Source organism: Pseudomaricurvus alkylphenolicus (genome assembly GCF_011683955.1).
Taxonomy (GTDB): domain Bacteria; phylum Pseudomonadota; class Gammaproteobacteria; order Pseudomonadales; family Cellvibrionaceae; genus Pseudomaricurvus; species Pseudomaricurvus alkylphenolicus.
On the sequence record NZ_JAAQPI010000001.1, the window covers coordinates 946280 to 966316 of the forward strand.

Below are 20037 nucleotides of genomic sequence, written 5' to 3' on the forward strand. Positions count from 1 at the left end.
GCCCGATTATTTGTCCTGCTCCCCCCATTCTCACTGGTTTTGAGAGCCTACTATTGTTTGGGAAATCATTGATCAACCATAGCGAATGAGTACAGAAGTATGGGAAATACACGACGACGCTCCGGGCTGATAGCCGCGATACTGATCTCAGCCATGAGCCTCACCGCCTGCAATACCGCTACGGAGCAGTCGGCTAAACGAGAGACCTCTGCGCTGTTTAAACAACAAAAAGTTGGGGAAAGTGTGGCCAATCAGGGCATGGTGACAGGCACTACCGGTGCCGAAGCACAGCAGGCGGGGTTGGACATCCTCAAGGCCGGTGGCAATGCGGCGGATGCCGTGGTGGCGACGGCGATGAATCAGATCTGCCTGGCAGCAGGCTCCTGGGTGAGCTACGCAGGCATTATGAACGTGGTCTACTATGACGCGGCCACCGGCAAGATTCACAATATGAACGCCTCATACGATACGGTCAAAGGAGAGCGGAATCCGGTCACGATTCCGCAGCCAGACTTTAGCAAGGGGCTCGATGGGGTTGTGATGGAGCCCGATGGTCGTACGGTGCTGGTACCCGGATTTATGAAGGGGGCAGAGGCGCTGGTGGAGCGTTTTGGAAACAAATCCCTGCAGGAGGTGACGGCGCCAAGTGTGCGCTGCGCGGAGGAGGGCTTTGCCTGGAAGCCCGGCTCAGTGCAGCAATTTCAGTTTCGCCGAGATGTATTGACCCGCGACCCGGAAACCCGTGCGGTTTTTACCAAAACCGATGGCAGCGGGTATCGGGCGGGGGATCAATTTAAGCAACCCGCTTTGGCAAAAACCTTGCGAGCATTCGGCGCACAGGGGGCGGATTACATATACAAGGGGCCCTGGGCCGAAAAACTCGTCCGCAAAGTCCAGCAGTTGGGTGGCAAGCTCAGCATGGAGGATATGGCTGGCTACGATGTGATCTGGAGCGAGCCGGTCAGTGCCAACTACCATGGGTACGACGTCTACGTGCACGGCCTGCCTGCAGCAGGAGGGGTGAATACGCTGGAGGCGCTGAAGCTGGCGGAGTTGGCCAATCTGTCCGACAAAGGGCACTACAGCGAATCTCCGGAGGCGCTCTATTGGCTCAGTAACATTACCCGCGTGGGGCTGCCCTTGACCTACGGTGCTGACCAAATCGGCAAGGCCATTAATACCGACTTGTCCTATAGCAGCCGCTTAAAGGCGTCCACCAGTGAGAAGCTTTGGCAGGTGATGCGGGTCGGTTATTTTCCCGGCGTAAAACTGCCCAAGCATCGGGTGCCAGCACATTCTGACGGTGTGGTTGTGGTGGATCAGTGGGGCAATATTGCCGCGATGGTGCATTCCATCAATACGGTGAGCTGGGGGACGACCGGTTTGAATATCGACGGTATCTCGATTCCGGATTCCGCCGCTATCCAAGTCTCCGCCGTCGCGGCGACGGAACCGGGTGAGCGCCTGCCCGACCCCACCAACCCGGGCTTGGTGATGAAAGACGGTAAGCCGTTTCTCGGTTTTGCCTCCATCGGCGCGGGCTTGCATCAGCGCACGGTATCCAGTCTGATCAGTGTGTTGGACTTCGGCATGACGCCACAGCAGGCGATCAATGCGCCGGCTTGGGGGCATGTGTCTTTTACACCAACCGGTGATGTGGCTGCTCAGGAGTTCGGTGAGGGGGACCTCTCGACCGATATGATCGAAGCGGTAAAAGCGATGGGCATGGATATCGTTGAAAACAACAGTACACGGGGTTATTGGATTGGCATTCAGCTGGACCCTGAAACCGGAATATTGAACGGCGGCAGCCCAAGAGCCTTTGATATCAGCATGGGTGGTCGCGCTGTAGGGTTCTAATGGATTCAAAACACCTCTCGCTCCCGCACAAAAGCGGCAAAACGCGGAATACCTCGGGCGGTTTTACCGAGATGCCGGTAAGTGACCAGACTGCCCACGGCGGGAGGAAAGCGTCGTTGGTGGTCTGAAAAGCCGGTACCTATGCGAAAAATCAGGCCATTGGGCGTTTGTACCTGCAGGGAGCCCATTTGCCCTTCATATTTGCCTTGGCCCGGAATATGAGCGACGACCAGCGCCTCAGCATCCTGGTATTGTTTCAGCTTGAGTAAATCGTCAGTGCGGGAGGCGGTGTATCTGGCGGCTCCCCGATGTAGCATCAACCCCTCGCCACCCTGTTCGACCACCTGATTCAGTCGCTTGAACAGGGATGCCTGGTCGGCCAGTTTGTACTGCTTGACCATGGCGATATATGGGGAGTCTAAGGAGGTAATCAACTCTTTCAAAAGCTTCAGGCGCTGATCGAAATCGCCTGGAGTGGCGGGCAAATCAAACACCATAAATTGAACTCGCCGCCAGCGTTGATCATCCGGTACTTTTTGCCTGACCGTGCCAGATAACTCATCGAAGGTTCCACGCCCCATCCACAATTCTCCGTCTAAAGGTACTGGTGGGAAGTCTCTTACAAACCACTGTGGTGCATGAAATCGGTTTCCTCTTCTGCTCAGCAACTGTTGGCCATCCCAGTAAGCTCTGACGCCGTCCAGCTTTTCACTGACCCAGTAGTCCGTCAGATTTATACCGTCGTGATAGACTTTTGCCAGCATCAGTTTTGGGGGTGGGCTTTCTGCTTGGGCCGTGGGTCCCAGCTGAGCAAGGAATAGGTTGAACAACAGCAGTGGAGATAGAAACAAACGCAGCATGGGAATCACTCCTTGATCGATGGCTCCATGGGTTGGAGTCTATATCAGCGACCAAGGCGTGCACCATAAGAAGAAAGTCTGATTTATGAGGGCTCTGATATCGAGCCTGCCTCTTCCAGCTGCTTCCACCGACGGGTATCGAGAATAAATGGCCAGTAACATTTTCAAACGCATACAGTGATTGTGAGGAGGGCTGAGGCGTCGCCCAGGGCAAACGGCACTTTTTTGCGGTCAATTGGGCTAAAATGACACTGTAAAGAGGTTTGCCCGATAGGGTTTATCGATATAAGCTGGATGACTTACTCATTAGTGGTGTGACCTACTGGAGGGCAGGGCAATGGGGAAAATGACCAAAGTCCGCAAATACGACATATCGACAGACGAAAGCCGCCTGGATGGGGATGCCTTACGTCAAGTGGGGCAGCTTCCGGAGGATGAGAGCGGAGCCAAGGAACTCATTCGGTTGAGAGAAAGCGGTGGTGAGGGCGTGCTGGAACAGCTGTCTTTTCCATCCGGTTTTTCCATGTCCATCAACTCCGGGCAATTTTCCCACCAATGTGGCACGACCACGCTTGTGAGCGATGAAGACTGGTGTGTACTGCGGTTGCGTTTGTCCGGTCATATCAAGGAACGACTGGGCGATCAATGCTACGACTTTTCTGGACCCCACGCATCCCTGTTGTATTGCTCGCCCGGTGTTGAGCATCATCTTGTGCTGGACCCCAGCCAAAAAATCCAAACCGTTTCCCTGGTGTTTCAGCCCTCCCTGATCGAAGAGCGGGTAAGCGATGTTTTGACGGTATTATTGTCCGAGCTCACGCAAGGCCAAGACCCCAGCGCCAATCTGGTGGAAATCGAGCTCACCTCTGAAATGGAGGTCATGGTAAGAGAGCTGATAGACCGACCTCGAACCGGGTTGTTCTTTCATTTCTGGGCCGAAGTGAAAGGGCTGGAGCTGATCTGCATGGCGTTAACGGCCCTGGAATCCAAGGCGGAAAAGCTCAACAGTGGTGGCATTAAGTTGCGTCCCTGGGATGTGAAGCAAATGGAGAGTGTGAAAGAACTGCTCGAACAGCAGTATATGGATCCTCCCTCCATAGAAGCCTTATGCCAACGCAGTGGCATCAATCGTCGTAAGCTGACAGAGGGGTTTAAGATACTGTTTGGCTCCACCATTCGGGATTACATCCAAACCCAGAGGATGCTGCACGCCAAGTCACTGTTGCGACAGTCTATACCCATTAAGTTGGTTGCCGAGCGAGTGGGGTACAACGACCCCAGCAGTTTTACCAAGGTGTTTAAAAAGCAATTCGGTGTGTTGCCAAAGGCGTTTTGTTCTTCTTGAAACGTTTTCAAGTCTGTTTTGGGCTGAGACTGATCACGGCTTCGTTATACGCAGCCAAATCTCTCAATCATCGCCTCTGCCACTCTGTCTTTCGGCAAAAACTCCTGCTCCAAACGCCCTTTTGATTGGCCTACCAGGTGCAGATATAACCCTCGCTCCTCGTCAATAAGGCCCTCAGGCGGACTGCTGCCTGCCAGCTCTTGTTCAACCACCGCCGATTCCGGCCCGTAAGCATCAAATATCTCTTGTGTCATCAAGAGGGCGGTGAGGTGGGGGCAATGGCTCCGGGCGGCGGCCAACATGCTCAGACCCCAGGTGTCAATGTCGCCCCAGTAGGCTATTTGTTTGCAGGTTAACCAGGGGGTTTGCATCCAGTTCAGATGTAACCCCGCGCCCAAAATGGCGATGGCGTCGGACAGCTCCGGCAGTTGGTGCAGACATTGTTCGTTTTCAACGATCACGATTCGTTCCGCGCCAAGTGCCCGGGTCATCAATTCCCGTGCTCGAACCCGCTGTTGGGCAAAAGGCAGTAGTCCGGGTTGCAGTGGCGCCACCAACAGCCAGTGGTCGTTCTCGTCAGTGGCGTCGAGAAAATGCTCCAACCCTTGATCGAGAACAGTGTCACCAAAGCGTGCACACAGCATCAGCGTCAGTAAATGGCGGTTGCGTTCGTAAAACTTGCTGTCACACCCCGCCAAGGAGAGTGCCCGTAGCGGGCGTCCTGCGGCGCAGCCCGGGCTCAGTTCTGAGGCGACCTGAGCGGCCAGCACAACCTCTGATACCTTGCGTGCCAGCACTTGTGCACGCTGACGCAGTACAACAGAGTGATACGGCGAATCGATGGCTTCCACTATGCGAGCCAGATGTTGATATTCCCGGGTGATGTCTGCCCGCTCAGTGGCGGCAATCCATTCGCTGGGTTGGTGCAGACGCCAGGCAACCGGAATGGACAGCGGTGTGCTGGTGCCCCGATAGGATCTGGTGTCCCACTCCACCTCGCCGACCTCGACATTGCGCCATAGTTGCAGGTGCTCACGCAATGCCGACGGCTCGTTCAACACCACCTTTGCTGATGGGGCTGCAATGGCCAGTTCCAGTGGCCACTGATCGGGCGAAAGCAAACGACGCTCGCGAAGATCGTTATTTTGCCACTGTTGCGCCAATCGCTGTTTCAGGTCAGCGGGAGATTTCATGCTGCTTTTGTTGTTGCTTGGCGGCTTCGGCTTCCAGTTCTTCCCAGCTCAGGCTGAGTGTGGAGGAGCGACCGTTTTTGTTGTGAATCAGTATGGCTGAGCGGGTATGGGCACGCAGCAGTTTGATTTCTTTGTTGGGTGTAATAAATAGCGGATGCAGGCCAAACTCTCGCAGTGCCGCAATAATGCGACCGGCTACTGCTTGAGAGCTGCGGGAAAAGGCTTCATCCAGCACTACGGTACCGAACAGCGGAGCGGGTGAGCCCTCCGGACACAATGCATAGCTGAGTGAGGCAGTGAGAATGTAGCTGGCGATAATTTCTTTTTCGCCGCCGCTGCCACCTTGCGATCCGCGCCGGGTTTCTATCACGTCGCTACTGCTGCGATCAATGACGGATACTGAAAACTGTAATCGGTAGCGTGGGTCGAGCAGGGCTTGGGCGCCCTTGGTGCGCTTGCGTTCGCTGGCATCGCGCAGCAGATCCACCACGACTTTGAGCGCTTTGTAGTGGCTGTCTCCTTCGTCATTCAGGGTCGCCGCATAGCGTAAGTGGCGTTGGGCTTTGGTCAGTGTGGTGAGACTTTCGTGTACGACGGCCTGCGGATTAAGCCTTAAATAGCGGCCCGGTTGGTAGTCCACCCGGCGCATGGTGTGGTTCAACTCTTCGATACGGTGTTCGATTTTTTCCACTTCGCTGCTGATGGCCATCAGCAATTGGGTAACACCCTGGTCCGAACTCTGGTTCAGATACTCCAGAAAACGATGCAGTTTTTCCGGCAGAGCTTCTTCATTCAGTACACGCAGGCGTTCGATGTAGTTCGGTGCGTCTTGGGCGTCCAGGCCTACGTCCGCCAGGGCTCCGGTGTCTATCTTTTTGGCGTGTCCCATCAAGCGGGTCAGTTTTACTTTACTGGTCGAAATGGCGTCGGCGCTGGTTTTCATATCGGCGACCAGCTGGTTGGTGGCCTGCCGTTCATCTTCGTGCAGTTGCTCTATTGTGCTCACGCTAAAGTGTTGATTGCCGAGTTCGTGCTCTTCGTCGGAGAGGCCCGCTTTTGTTCGCGCAAAGCAGGTCTTCTGTTGTCGTTGAGCCTTCTCAAGATTATCGAGCGCCACTGCTCCCTGGCGCACGGCCTGGTCATGTTGGATCCGTAATGCTTGCAGTTGCTCCGTAGCGGCATCCCACTGCTGCTTTAGTTGAGCGGTATCGGATTGTGGGTCCAAGACAGCACGCAGTTTTTCATTCAGTAACGCCAGAGTTGATTCGATGGCAGTGGCGTCGATGTCTTCGATCTGAAAGGCACAGAGTTTTTCCAGCAACGAAATTTCACGGGCCAGTTGGCTGCAGGCCTGTTTGTCCTGTTCAAGCAAAGTTTCACTAGCCATTAGCTCCGCCTTTGCTTCTTCCAGCTGCTGCTCCAGGCTGTTTATACGGTCACGGTTGTCAAAGCCAGTGCACCAATCCTGATCCAGATCCCGTTGGTCTTGTTTTTCAAAATGGCCGGACTTGCCGGACATAGACCCTTCGACGGTCAGTGCCCAGGGAATGTCGTCCAGCTTTTCAGCCCGTTCCACGCAATGACGGTCGATGCCCGCCAACAACTGTTTCATGGCGTCGCGATAAGGGTGGGATTTAAAGTTCAGCTTGCGGGTAAAGCCGTCGTCCAAAAAACGACTGGGTGAGGTCGGTTGCTCCACGCGCAGCAGCCTTACATGCAGGCGGTTACGCCGGTGGTTTATCCAGGTGATGGCCTGTTTCATCTTTTCGGGTGGCACCAGCAATCGCAGCCGCTGCCCGCCAATGGCCCGCTCGATGGCTCCTCGCCACGCCCGGTGCTCGGGCTTAACCTCCACCAGTTCGGCGATAAAGGGCAGCCGGCTGATGTCCATTTCCAGCGCCTGCGCCAGGTCGGCCTGAAAATCCACGTAGCGGCTGGGAATGTTGGAGTGGTTTTTGGCAATTTTGCTCAACTCCTGATTCAGATCCTTGACCCGATCGCTGTGATTTTGTTTTTGGGCGCCGTGTTTGTATGACTGTTCCTGGCGGCTTTCGAGCGTCTCAACACTCTGTTGCTGTAAAGCCTGTGCTTGTGTCTGATTGTGTTGCAGCGCCTCTCGGGTGCATGCCGTATCCAGTCCAAGCGCCTGGGTGATGCTGGTGTACTGATGGGCAACCTTTTGGCAACGGGTGAGCTGCGCCTGATGCGTGTCAATCTGTGCCTGCAAGCTTTCCACTGAGGCGCCACCGGCTTCCATATATTGATCGCGCAGCAGCAGGGCGCGCTCGTCTGCCGCGTTGATCTGGCCATGCAGCTCGGCGACACGAGCGTTGTTTTGCACTTGCGTGGCTTCCAGCTCGACAATGCGCTCTGTCCATAGCTGGTGGCCGTGCATGGCGAACCAAACCGGCAACACCCGCTCCAGACGTCGTTGTTTGTCCTGGGTGGCTTCGTGGGTTTGAAGAACTTCGTGTTCCTGGGCGATGGGCACCAGGCTCTTTTGCTGCAGTTTGGCGGTCTCCAGTTCCGAGTGAATGCTGGCCAGGTCGTCAAACTCTGCAGCCACTTCCGCGGCGCGCACGAACGCCGAGTGGTCATCCAATACCAACTCGCGGAACAATTCATCGATACTGTTAATCTGTTTGAGGCCGGCTGCGCGGTTGAGTAAGGTAAAGGCGTTTTCTCCCACATCAAAAAAACGCCGCAGTTGAGCCAGGTAGGTTTTCTTGCTTTCGGACACCACCAGCCCGGCCACTTCCCGGCCCAGTTGCTTCAAGCCTCTCAAACCGCTTGCCTGTTGTGTTTCGAGCAGTTCCGGCATGCCGTAGGGAGTGTTTTCAGAGAAAATCCACGCGCGCTTCAGGTCACTGACCGATTGGCTGCTGCTGTCGATCCACAGAACAGCGGCCAGAGTGACCGGGGTTTCGCCGTTATCGAAACAGGCTTCGAGCGCGGTAAGGGTTTTTTGCGGCCGTGCGATATGCGTGGTGCCGCCCGCATCGTTGCCAGCCCCGGAGACACCGCGCACATAAGACATCAAATTGCGGTCACCTTCGTGCCCGCCGGTGGAGGCCAGGTTGTACCAGGGTTGCGCGCATATCAAGGTCATTAACGCGTCCTCCAGGCTGGTTTTGCCGCTGCCGGTGGGGCCGATAATCGCGGTTCCACCCGGATCGATCTCGGCACTGTGAAACCCCTGAAACGGACCCCAGTTGTGCACGCGCAGGGCGCACAGTGAATAGGTCGGCGGCAACAGATCGGACAAAGTGACGTCGGTGGGCTCGCTCATCCTTCAGGCTCCTCCTGTTGGTTTTGCTCGCCTTCCTCTTGTCTTTTTCCCTCATGCGTTTGTTGATCAAGGACTTTTTGTTCCAGCGCCTGTAGTAACGCCGTCAGGTTTTCCGGGTTGGTAAGATGAGTGATAATCGGGCGAACGGTGACTTCGTCGTATTTGTCCACATCGGTGACCACGCCGTGGGCTTTAAGCTTTTCCAGAATATTGCGCAGCCGTTTGTCTTCGGCCATCTCGCTGCCCAGCTCCCCAAGGTAAAGGCGAATCTGAGGCAAGAGGTCGGCGAGGGCAACGAGGGCATTTTCGCTACCGGTACCGTATTCCATTTCGTGCGCGAGATAGAATTGTCTTAATATCGCCAGCAGCAGGGATTGCTCCAGCGTCAGTCTCTGTTTGCGAATCAACGGGTGAGACCACTCGTCCTGTCCCGGGTCGCTTATCGTCTGAGCGACCACCAGGAAGGCCAGACCACGGATATCATCAATGTTGAGTCGTAAGTCCAAGGGTTCCAGCACTTGGTTGACGGCGGCGGTGTGGGTAACGGCGGTGTTATACAGATTGGGTTTGTGAGCGGCTTCAATCAGGCCCTGGCGCATCAATTCCTGGCAGGCGTCTTTAATGGCACGGGGAGTGTAGTTTGCAGCTTCTGAATCAGATTCCAACGGTGGAAGCGCCTGGTTTTGATCCTGGGACAGTGGCTCTTCAACATTGGGCTGAGGCTCTCTATTGTTTGGTTGAGGCTCTCCATTGTTTGGCTGAGGCTCTTCCCCGTTCTGCCGGGTGAGCTTGTCAAAAATACTCATCCGTCAAAGCTCTCCCAATCTACAGCCTTCAGTGCATCACCGCCAAGGTCGACTCTGGGTACGGTGTATTTGAGGCGTTCACCCGTCTGGGTGGTCAAATTAAATTCCTCAGTTTCAGTACCGAGGGGCAGTTCAGCCTCGCGGGCTAAACTCAGCCACAAAGTAATGGTCTCCAGATCGTGTTGGGGTTTGAAGTGATTGGCCAATGCAGAAACAGGAACCGCCTGCTCTGCATTGTTCAGATAGTCCCGTGTGTCTTGCAGCAGTGCTCCCCGGTCCAGGCTGTCAAAGGAGGACCAAAATTCACCGCCCAAATCATCCAAATGAGCGTAGTTTTCGCTCAAGTCCAACGGTGTGTCTTCCTCGGTTTGCACTTCTTTTACCCGTAGCCGTTCAATAGTGGGTACCGATGTGCAGGCCACCGCCACGGGAGTAATAGGACTGTCGCTGCGGCGGGTGGCCTGGTTTGTCCAATTCACATCCACCGCCACTTGTAACAGCGTTTGCAACAGTTGACCAACGCGGTGGTTCTCGGCAGCCAATCCCGTTTTAATGTAACCGCGCACGTCGCGTTCGCTGTGAGCGCGTGCTTTAATCACGGCTTGTGATTCAGCCACCGCATTTCCACCTGCTGTTGCAGCGACAGAGCCGCATCGGTTTGCTTATGACGCAGAATGGTCTTCAAGCGCTGGCTCATTTCATCCAGATCCACTGATCGCCCCAATTGCTGATGAAAGTTGTGGAACACACGCCCCTCCGCGGTTTCGAGTAGAGCATCGTGGTTGTCCAGCAGCTTTTGCACAATGTCGCCGCGGTGATTATCGTCCTGGATAATGGACTCCCGCAATTGTTTGTCGGCATCGCGGTAGGAGTCTTCCACTCGACGAAAGTCGGCCCGTAAACTGGCGGCCAAGTGGTAAACCTCACGAATGCGTTCTACGGCGTCTTCCCCATCCAGCACGCTAAACTGCCCGGTCTTTACAGCGTCGCGTTCGGCCTCCAGATCTTTAATCTTGCGCTCAATTCGGCGTATGCGCCCTTCGGGATTGGGATTCAAACTGGCTTCGAGGTACTCAATTTCCCGTTGTACGGTTGACAACCGAGAGGCGGTGGATGTCATCAGCGGATTGTCCAGACTGTCGACAAAATTGAAGGCTTTTTGCAGGGCATCCGTGGCGAGGATTTTGCCGCGGCGTTCCACAACCAAGCCTCGGCGAATCCACTGGCGCAGCTCACGCAGCGCCTCTGTGGCAAAATCGTTGTCGGCGACTTCAAGCCCGGCACTGGTACTTTGGGACTGGAGTACCTCGGCCAGGGTGGCAACGGCCTCCTCCAGCTCAACCCCGTCCTGCTGCCGCATCTCAAACAGACCCTGCAGTGCACTGATCACGCTCGGCGCGGTGCGAGAGGCCAGCAATTGCCAGGCTGCGTGTTCGCGCCGGGCACTGACGTACTGCTGCATTCTCCGCTTGCTGTCAGTTTCCATAGTCCCTCTTTATTGCTGGTTGGGGGTCTAATTATGGCGCAAACCTAACGACGATGCAGCTCTCCGAGATTTGCGAATGCTCGCTTGAGGCTGACCTATCCATTGGCCGCTATCGATCTGGACAGATCCAATATAACTGTATATATTTACAGTATTTGAGCGGTGGCCAATATGTCAGCCAATACCTCCCACCCCAAGCACCATAAAGGCCGGGGTGCCCTGAGCAACCCCAGCAACCGCTATATTCCCGTCCACTCGGTCGAGGTGGCACAAGACTGGGCAGCAGAGGAAGAGTCGGCCTCCCCGGTTACCGAGGTGCTCCCGGACGCGGCCAAAACCGTGATCACTCGAAACCAGTCACCGGATGTCCCCTTCGAGCAATCTATCAACCCCTATCGAGGCTGCGAGCATGGCTGCATCTACTGCTTTGCCCGTCCCACTCATACTTACCTTGATCTGTCGCCGGGTTTGGATTTCGAAACACGGCTGTTCTACAAAGCGGGTGCGGCGGAGACGTTGGCCAATGAGTTGAGAAAACCCGGTTACCGCTGCAAGACTCTCGCTATTGGCACCAATACCGATCCCTATCAACCGATCGAGAAACAGTATGGCGTGATGAGGGATATTCTGCAGGTACTGTCTGATTTTAATCATCCGGTGGCTATCGTGACCAAGGGTGCATTGATCGAACGGGATCTGGATCTGCTGGGGGATCTGGCTCGGAGACAGTTGTGTTCTGTGATGATCAGTGTAACGACGCTGGATAATGATCTTAAACGTACTCTCGAACCTCGGGCGGCTTCTCCCGCCGCACGGTTACGAATGGTCGCAAGGCTACGTGAAGCCGGTGTACCGGTGGGGGTGCTGATGGCGCCGGTGATTCCCATGATCAACGATGCCGAAATGGAGACGCTGCTGGAGCAATGTCGGGACGCCGGGGCCGATCGCGCGGGTTATGTCCTGCTTCGGTTGCCGTTGGAAGTCAGGGATCTTTTTTATCAGTGGCTGGAACAGCACTATCCGTTGCGCGCCAAGCATGTCATCAGCCTGATACAGCAAAGCCGTGGTGGTAAGGATTATCAAACTGAGTTTGGCGTGCGCCAAAAGGGCACCGGGGTATACGCTCAGTTATTGTCCAAGCGGTTTCACTTGGCGTGTAAAAAGCTGGGTTTGAATGAGCGTGAGTCGGTGGAGCTGGACTTTAGTCAATTTCAGCCGCCACCCAAAGCGGGTGATCAGTTTGCGTTGTTTTAAGAATGGCATCATTGGGGGAAAAAACGGGGCGACAGCTGATCGGACACAGAGCGCCCCCAAACCCACATAGAGAAGATTGATTAAGAGAAATTAATCGGTGTCTAAAACCACGCCGTCCAGATAAACCGCATCGGGCACTAATTGATGAAGCTGGCGTATATCCACCTCAAACGGGTTTTGACTGAGCACCACAAAGTCCGCTTTTTTACCGATCTCCAAAGATCCCAGATCTGACGAGAGCCCCAGCTGTCTAGCACCGTTGAGGGTATAGGCACTCAGTGCGCTGGCCAAATCCAGGCGTGCCGATTCCGGCGGAAGAATTTCTTGCTGGCCTCCAGCGTACTCCTCTCGCGTTACGCTCATTTGCAAGCCGATAAACGGATTGGCTCGGTAGGCTTCTTCTTCGGTCACCACGTCACTGGACAGGGTAACGTTTGCCCCGGCTTGTACAAACTGATTGGCCACCTGCGAGCGTTGTGCGCGCTCGTGCCCCAGGTTGGTGGCTGCGGCTTCGCCAAATACCGTGCCGCCAAACCAGTGCGGAGTGAAGTTGGCGTGCACCTCCAGCGGCTTAAAGCGGAGAATGTCTTCCGGGGCGACGGTCTCCAAGTGCGAGAGTGCAATCTCGATATCAATTGGCCCTTGTTGCCGAGCCATTTCTACGGCGTTAAGGGCTTCGCGGGTGGCTCGGTCGCCGACGGTGTGCAGGTGCAGATGGATACCCTCGGAGTTAAGTTGCAGGATAAACGCTTGCAACCGCTCTGCGTCGAATAGCACTGCACCACGGTTATCCGGATCGTTGGCATAGGGTTCGAGCATACCGGCGGTCTTGATATCCGCCACACCGTCGTAGTGAATCTTAACGGTGTTAAAGTTCAGGCGTTCTCCGCTGTATTCACGTCTGAGCCGTTTGATTTCAGCAACAGCCTGATGCAGATGTTCGGGGGCCCAGATATGGAACGAACCTTCGTAACGCAGGGGCAGTTTACCCTCTTTGTCCAACTCGGCAACGGCCTCGTAAATGTGATCGTGCCAGGCAAAGTTGCCGGCATCCCACAAGGTGGTGATACCCTGTTTAGAAAGGCTTTGCAAAAACTCGCGGATACCCGACTTGAGTTCCTTCTTGGAGGGAACCAGCAAATCTCCGAGGTGGGGAAACAGCGCGAACTCCTTTGCCCAGCCCGTCAGTTCCCCTTGCTCATCTCTGACAAAATAGGAAATACCGGGACTCAGTGCCGGTTCGTTTTTATCGACGCCCAACAAAGTCAATGCCGACGAGTTGAGCCACAGGCTGTGACCGGAGTTGTCCATCAGCACCACGGGCTTGTAGGGAAAGATTTCGTCCAGATCCTTACGGTTGGGACCATCCGGCAAAAAGGTATTCACATCCCAGGAACCGGCAAAGATCATCGGCGACCAAAAGTTTCTGTCCCCATAGCCTCTAAGCCATTGCAGCATTTCCTCTTTACTGGCGGGATAGGGGATCTGTGAGTCTTCCCGGGTTGCTTTATCGTCGCGCTGAAACATCCCAATCAAACCGGGGTGCGTGTGTGTATCGATCATACCCGGCATTACAAATTTACCCTGCAGGTCGACCTTGGTAGCAGGCGCGGATTCGTGTCCCAATGCTTCATCCAGCGAGCCGACAAAAATAATGCGATCGGCTCTGGTGATCATGGCATCCGCCCAGGGCTGTTCGATATTTTCCGTGTAGATTTTGCCCTGATGATATAGCACGGTCTGGTTATCCGGTGGTGAGGTGGGGCTGATCTGAGAATCAGAGCAACCCGCCAGGATAGCCAGCCCCAGTATGGTGGCTGATTTCTTCATTGAATAACGTCCTGTGTGATTAAGCAATATCAATAGCGATAGGTCAGCTCGACACCGCCCATGCGTGGTTCACCGCGCCGTACGGAGGTCATACCGAAACTGTCCGTGACGCCGCCGTAGGATTCGATAAAGTGTTCGTTCGTCAGGTTGGTGCCCCAGGCCGCCAGCTGCCAGTGTTCATCAGCGGAGATAAAGGTAACGCGGGCACTGAGCAGACCAAAGTCATCCTCGCGATATATATCGGCAGTGTCACTGCCATTGTGGGTTCTCGCGCCCGTGTGGGTATAGTTGATGTGAGTGCGCAATTGTCCCCTGTCACCCAGCGGCAGGACGTAATCGAGGGCGACATTACCCGTAAAGTGCGGCGCGTAGGCAAGATCCTGTCCTTCTCTGACGATAACCGTGCCGTTATTGTCGACAACGTCTTCGCCATATTCGGCGTTTAGCCAACCGAGGTTGGCGCTCAGTGTAAGGTTTTCAGTAACGAGGTATGTCGCTTCCAGATCCAGCCCTTGCCCTTGTGCTTTACCGGCGTTTTCAGCGCGTACCACGACACCATCGGATACCAGAAACTGCAGATCGGTAAACTCGTAGTGGAACACTGAGCCGTTTAAGCGCAGGCGATTGTCTAGCAAGCTGCTCTTTATACCGGCTTCAATGTTCACAATTTTCTCTTCGTCGAATGGCTCCGTGGCCGCCGCAGGAACCAATCCGAACAGCGGCGATTCAACGTCGAAAATAACGGTTGGGAAACTGTTAAAACCGCCGGATTTGTAGCCTTGACTGACTCCGGCAAACACCATCACAGAGTCTGTTACCTGATAATCAATCACCAAACGCGGAGAGATATCGTTCCAGTTTTCGTGGCTGTCGGCGCGGCCGGGGGCGATATTGCCGTCGTCGTCCAGCATCTGGTTAGGGCTGGCAAACAGCAGTCCGAAAGGTTGAGGGTTGTTGATGTTCTGGCTTTTGGCATCATAGGAAGCGCGCAGGCCGAAAGTGAGATTGGTCTCTTCGCTTATCGCCCAGATGGCATCACCAAACAACGCGTAGCTCTCGGTTTTGGTGTTGACCTTGGCGATTTCGTCAAACGGAAATCCAGTCACCAGAGCACCAAAAGTATCTTCTACACTGCCGTCTCCATCCGAACGATAGGCACTGAGGCCGATAAACCAATCCAGATTATCGGCCTGTCCATTAATTCGAAACTCCTGGCTGTATTCTTCGTTGTCCATAAAACTGCGAACATTGAGTACTGCAAACTCGCTGCCATCGTTGTCTTCTGAGATGGCGGACTTGAGCTCCCGATAGGAGGTGATGGCGGTGAGGGACAGATTGTCGTTGATATCCCAGGTAATCTTAATCGCGTTGCCTCTCACCTTGCGATTTAATCGATGATCGACGCCACGGGCTTCGGGGCCCTCCAGAAGAGGCAAGCCGGTTTTCGGATCAAGGCCCAGAAAGGCGTGACCACTACTGGCGTTTGTGTCGTCAACCGCCAAGGTGGTTGACGACAGCAGCGGTGCAAATGGACTGTCGATAACGTTGTAATAGCCGGCGTGGTCCTGCTCATTTTGCCAGTCGCTGGTGAACTCCAGTTCCAAAGTATCGCTGGGTGTCCACAGCAGTTTTGCGCGGCCGTTCCAGCGGTCCTGCTCATAGCCGTCTTCGCGATCCGTGGCAATATTCTTCTGCCAGCCATCCCGGCTACGTATCGAGCCATTCACGCGCAGGAACAATTGGTCTTCCAGGATGGGTATATTCACGGTGCCCTTAAGCGTTCGCAACTCGTGGCTGCCAGCGCCCAAGGTCAACAGGCCCTCCGGCTGGTCGCCAGGGCGCTGGGTGGTGACACTCACCGCCCCACCCACGGCATTGCGACCAAACAGTGTCCCCTGAGGGCCTTTTAAGACTTCAATCCGAGCGACATCAGTCAGATCCCCCACAATAGCGGCACCATTGCCCATGTATACCCCGTCGAGATAAACCGGGATGCTTTGGTCAGTACCGTAGCCAAAATCGTTGGAGCCAATGCCGCGCATGCTGATGCCCACCGACTCCGACTGGGTGTTGGAGATATTCAGTCCGGGCGTGAGGCTGGCCACATCGGAGAGGGTAATGGAGCCGGTCTGTTGCAGCAGATCCCCGTCGATGGCGGTTACGGCAATGGGCACGTCCTGCAGACTCTGCTCCCGTTTCTGTGCGGTCACCACAATTTCTTCCAGAGCGAATCCGCTGTCGCCGTAGGCCTGAACGCCAGAGGGCAAAGAGAGGGCAATGGCCAGCGACAAGGGGGTTAGCAGGTGTTGGTGGGGCTTTTTCATAAACTCTCTTCCTATATCAAATACTCAGGCCCCGCCGTTGGGGCAGGTAGTCTTGGTTATAATGATGAGCAATTGCTCACTTAAACAATAACGTGAGTAATTGCTCATGGCAAGAGGTTTGTTTCTGGGGTACTATTCGGTTTCTGCACAACGCCGGGAACAGCATCGAGAGCACCATGGTGGAAACCACGATCCCAAAACGGAAAATCAGCGCCCGCAAGGCGCCGAATCAGGAGCGCTCCAAGGCGCGGGTGGACCAGATATTGGAAGTGACCTGTGAGCTGATGGCCACCAATGGGCTGGAAAAGCTCACCACCAATCACATCGCCAAGGCATCGGGTATGGCGGTGGGGTCTCTATATCGGTACTTTCCCAACAAACAGGCGATCATTTATGAGATCTATTTGCGCTGGCTGGGCCAGGTACGGGAGCGGATGGAACGCTTTCTGGAAGAGATCACCGGTGCGCAACCCATCATCGAGGTGATGCAGGCGCTGGCAGAACGAATTTACGGTGAATCCCTGATGCCTGGTGACGACAAGCAACTGGAGATGGAACTCAGAAAGGCAATGAGTCTCTACCCCGAACTACGGGAGGAAGACCGAAAACACGGCGAGCAGATTGCGACCTTGTTAAGTCGCATTCTTGAGCGCGCCGGGCTCAATGCCAGTGACAAAGAGCGGATGGAAATTGGTGCCTACCTTTATGGTCTGGATTCCGTGCGCCAGGACCTGATGGAGCAGGGGATGGACCAGCAGACTATTCGGGTTTGGCAGTGGCGGGCAACCTTCGGTATTCTGCAGCCGTTTTTACCTGAAGGTTCAAGATTCTAACAGATTGCTGAACTGCAAAACGATCTCCGCAAGACCGATCCGATCCTCCAGGCTGCGCATCACTGTCGGAGCGACGTCGACCGCTGTACCCAGTGCGCGAATGGCGTCGGCCTGGTCCGCGTCGGATTCATCAATAACAAATCCATCCAGCAGATCTCCGTAGAACTGTGCCACCGCCTGGGCGCTATTCGGCATATTCAGTTCCTGCATCATCTTGGCCGCCGGCCCCTTGATGGCCATGCCTGCAACGATGGGAGATACGGCGATTACCGGCGCTCTACTGGCTTTGAGCGCGTCTCTAACCCCCTCAAGCTGCAGGAACGGACTCACGCTAACAAATGGATTGGAAGGGCAGATGATGATTGCCGACAGCGCCTCGTCGGCCAGTTGTTGCAGTATATCGGGATGGGCTTTGGCGGAGTCAATGCCGTCAAACCGATACCCGGTTACGGCCGGCCGACACTGCTCGCGAACAAAGTAGTGTTGAAACGCCAGCTCGCCGTCGGCGGTTTGTATGCGGGTTCTGACCGGATCATCCGTCATGGGTAACACGGTGGTCTCGATGCCCAGCTTCCGGCAGAGGTGTGTTGTTACCTCCGCAAGGCTTTTCCCCTGCCGCAGCAGTTGACTGCGAACCAAGTGAGTAGCGATGTCCTTGTCGCCCAACTGGAACCAATCTTCTGCGCCATAGTCCTTAAGCATAGCCATGGTCTGCCAGCTTTCACCGGCCAGACCCCACCCCTGCGCCTGGTTATTGCGACCGGCGAGGGTGTACATCAATGTGTCGAGATCGGGTGAAATCGACAGCCCCAGATGCTCAAAATCATCGGCGGTATTGGTGACAATGGTCAGCTGTTGAGGTGGCAGCAGCTTGTACAGGCCCAATGCCAGTTTGGCGCCACCGACCCCGCCGCTGATGGCCAGGACCTTGTGTTTTTTGGTGTTCATTCTGGTGTTCTCTCTCGGCTTACCATCGGTCTAGCGGAACAGGTCCTGTTCTTTGGCGCGAATCAGGGATTTGGAACCCGTCTGATCTGCTTGCAGCGTCGCGCCTTTGATCAGCACCACCGGGGCGCCGTTGTCAGCTTGCCCCATCAGCAGCGATGCCGCTGCGGCCAATTCGTCAGCCACAGCGATCTGTGTGACTTCCAGTGAACGGCCAAACAAGTCCTTTTTGCCGACTTCATCAACTACCGGCGTAAAACCGGCCGTGCCGATGGCAAAGCCAATGATACCGTTGCGCCAGGCGCGGCCGGCGCTGTCACTGATCACGATATTCAAGTGGTCAGTGTTGGTGGCCGTTTGCAGTGCCTGTCGCAGTGCTTCAGCGCTGGCGTCCGGGTCGATGGGGAGTAACAGTACGCGGTGGTTGTTGGGATCATTGGCGATATTGGATTGATCGATACCGGCGTTGGCGTGAACATAGCCGAGGCGGTGTTCGACAATCACTGCACCGGGACGATGCTTGATCACCTCTTTGGATTCATCGAGAATCAATTGCGCCAACCGAGGATCCTTGTGGGCTTTTTCCGCCAGTGCTTTGGCCTCTTCCGAGGGGACAATGTCCTTAAAGTAGGCGTATCGATCTTCTGATTTGGAGATCACCTTTTGGGCGATAACAAGGCAGTCGCCGGTCTCCAGCGTTAATCCGGCGGCATCCAGGGAGGCCTGGATCATCACCGGGAGATCGTCTCCAGGTTCAACCATCGGAAAGTCCGGTAACGCTGTTATCTCCAGTTTCTTGCTCATACAGTTCTCAAAAGTGGTGGCACAATAAATCCAAGGAGGCGTATATTATCACACCCCATGGGCCGGCGCGGCGGTAGAGAATTGGTATGTTGGTTTACATCCCCAGCAGCTCTTTGAGAGGCATAAAGCGATTGCTGGAAAACCATGGCCTCGATCCTCGCATAGTGGCTGCGGATGCCGGGCTGCCTATGGAGGCGCTTTACAACGAGACGTTATACGTCGACAGCCTTACCTACATCAAACTTTTTCACGAAGCGACAGTTCGTACGGGTAACCGGTTCTTTTCCTTGCTGTTGGCAGAGCAACAGGGTTGGGACGTACTGCAGTTACACTGGCAGCGAATGGCCGAGGCTCGCACACTGTTCGAAGCCTTCGCTGTGATTCAGGACTACCTCGAGTGTCACACACAAGTTATCTCAGCGTTCAATGTGGAAGAAGAGGGGGGCTTCTATCACTGTTACGACATCCGCTGGAGCCTGGTAGAGGACTTTTCTCCCACCTTTGAGGATGTGTTTCTTTTGGAATACGGTCTGGCGGTCACCTGTAAAGAGATCCGTGATTTGCTGGGACAGGACTGGCGCCCCAGGTATGCCCAGTTTATGCATAAAGCGCCGCCCGATACCGCGCCGCTGGAAAAGGTGTTCGGCTCCAGTGTCTATTTTAATCAGGATCGCAACGCGATATTTCTGACCCATGAAGAATGCAATACGCCGATTCCGGAGGACTGGCCGCTACGTCAGAAGTGCCTCAAAAATGCACAGCAGGAATACAAAGCCGAAATTCCCGTCGCTGTTCGCGTTGATCGCGCCATTCGTCACTTGATCAGCCAAGGCCGTTGTCAGATCGAAGACGTTGCGGCCTATTTTGATACTCCGGTTCGAACCCTTCAGCACCAGCTGAAGAAAGAGGGCTCCAGCTACCAAAAACTGCTCGACGCTATCCGCCTTGAGCTGGCCACCTTGTATCTGGAACACTCCAGCCTGTCTGTCACCGCCATCGCTGAGCGCCTGCACTTTGCGGAAACTTCTGTGTTTTCCAGGTTTATTAAGGCCAAAACTCAACGTCCCCCCAGTGATTGGCGGTGATTCCGGCCAAATTTTGCGCCGTTGCGCAATTTGTCAACACGAAGGGCTCCAGTTATTAGAGTATAAGGGTGTTCCCTGATAAACCCCTAAAAAATAACAACTTTCGGAGAGACCCAATGAGTT

Annotated in this window: 13 protein-coding genes and 1 pseudogene; 5 read left to right on the top strand and 9 right to left on the bottom strand. The window is 55.0% G+C overall.

The annotated features are described in order from the left end of the window. The first annotated feature begins 99 nt into the window (after positions 1-99). Entirely contained in the window at positions 100-1860 is a 1761-nt protein-coding gene (locus tag HBA55_RS03710) for a gamma-glutamyltransferase (RefSeq protein WP_166987227.1), read from the top strand. Between the two features lie 5 nt (positions 1861-1865). On the opposite strand, the gene HBA55_RS03715 is transcribed toward HBA55_RS03710, so the two are convergent. Next, positions 1866-2720, bottom strand: coding sequence for a DNA ligase (locus HBA55_RS03715; protein ID WP_206019500.1), 855 nt, complete (start codon positions 2718-2720; stop codon positions 1866-1868). A 337-nt stretch (positions 2721-3057) separates the two neighbouring features. On the opposite strand from HBA55_RS03715, the gene HBA55_RS03720 reads away from it, so the two are divergent. Next, positions 3058-4065, top strand: coding sequence for a helix-turn-helix domain-containing protein (locus tag HBA55_RS03720; RefSeq protein WP_166987230.1), 1008 nt, complete (start codon positions 3058-3060; stop codon positions 4063-4065). A gap of 44 nt (positions 4066-4109) precedes the next feature. On the opposite strand, the gene HBA55_RS03725 is transcribed toward HBA55_RS03720, so the two are convergent. The 4 genes and pseudogenes from HBA55_RS03725 to HBA55_RS38160 all read right to left on the bottom strand — a co-directional run bounded on the left by HBA55_RS03725 (position 4110) and on the right by HBA55_RS38160 (position 10839). Then, complete coding sequence (locus tag HBA55_RS03725; RefSeq protein ID WP_166987232.1) at positions 4110-5258, bottom strand: Wadjet anti-phage system protein JetD domain-containing protein; 1149 nt, start codon at positions 5256-5258, stop codon at positions 4110-4112. Further along, entirely contained in the window at positions 5242-8547 is a 3306-nt protein-coding gene (locus HBA55_RS03730) for an ATP-binding protein (protein WP_166987236.1), read from the bottom strand. Before HBA55_RS03730 ends, HBA55_RS03725 begins: the two co-directional genes overlap by 17 nt. Further along, positions 8544-9353 (bottom strand): DUF4194 domain-containing protein, encoded by an 810-nt coding sequence (locus HBA55_RS03735; RefSeq protein WP_166987239.1) that lies wholly within the window; start codon positions 9351-9353, stop codon positions 8544-8546. The genes HBA55_RS03730 and HBA55_RS03735 overlap by 4 nt, the downstream gene beginning before the upstream one ends. Further along, positions 9350-10839: pseudogene (locus HBA55_RS38160) on the bottom strand (DUF3375 family protein). Before HBA55_RS38160 ends, HBA55_RS03735 begins: the two are co-directional and overlap by 4 nt. Positions 10840-11010: 171 nt before the next feature. Here HBA55_RS38160 and HBA55_RS03745 point away from each other — a divergent pair. Further along, the gene (locus tag HBA55_RS03745) at positions 11011-12093 is read left to right on the top strand and encodes a PA0069 family radical SAM protein (protein WP_166987242.1); all 1083 of its coding nucleotides are present in this window, start codon (positions 11011-11013) and stop codon (positions 12091-12093) included. Positions 12094-12183: 90 nt separating this feature from the next. Here the strand turns inward: HBA55_RS03745 and HBA55_RS03750 are convergent, their stop codons facing one another. Next, positions 12184-13923: an amidohydrolase gene (locus tag HBA55_RS03750; protein WP_166987244.1), complete on the bottom strand. Its 1740-nt coding sequence runs from the start codon at positions 13921-13923 to the stop codon at positions 12184-12186. 29 nt (positions 13924-13952) lie between these two features. After that, positions 13953-16247, bottom strand: coding sequence for a TonB-dependent receptor (locus HBA55_RS03755; RefSeq protein ID WP_166987247.1), 2295 nt, complete (start codon positions 16245-16247; stop codon positions 13953-13955). 176 nt (positions 16248-16423) lie between these two features. Between HBA55_RS03755 and HBA55_RS03760 the strand changes: the two genes are divergently transcribed. After that, positions 16424-17080, top strand: coding sequence for a TetR/AcrR family transcriptional regulator (locus HBA55_RS03760; RefSeq protein ID WP_166987250.1), 657 nt, complete (start codon positions 16424-16426; stop codon positions 17078-17080). On the opposite strand, the gene cofD is transcribed toward HBA55_RS03760, so the two are convergent. Next, complete coding sequence (gene cofD / locus HBA55_RS03765; protein WP_166987253.1) at positions 17069-18028, bottom strand: 2-phospho-L-lactate transferase; 960 nt, start codon at positions 18026-18028, stop codon at positions 17069-17071. The genes HBA55_RS03760 and cofD overlap by 12 nt on opposite strands. Before the next feature lie 30 nt (positions 18029-18058). Further along, complete coding sequence (cofE, locus tag HBA55_RS03770; RefSeq protein WP_166987256.1) at positions 18059-18829, bottom strand: coenzyme F420-0:L-glutamate ligase; 771 nt, start codon at positions 18827-18829, stop codon at positions 18059-18061. Positions 18830-18915: 86 nt separating this feature from the next. Here cofE and HBA55_RS03775 point away from each other — a divergent pair, with 86 nt between their 5' ends. Beyond that, positions 18916-19914 carry an AraC family transcriptional regulator gene (locus tag HBA55_RS03775; RefSeq protein ID WP_166987259.1) on the top strand — a complete coding sequence of 333 codons (999 nt, stop codon included), beginning with the start codon at positions 18916-18918 and terminating at the stop codon, positions 19912-19914. The last annotated feature ends 123 nt before the right edge of the window (positions 19915-20037 follow it).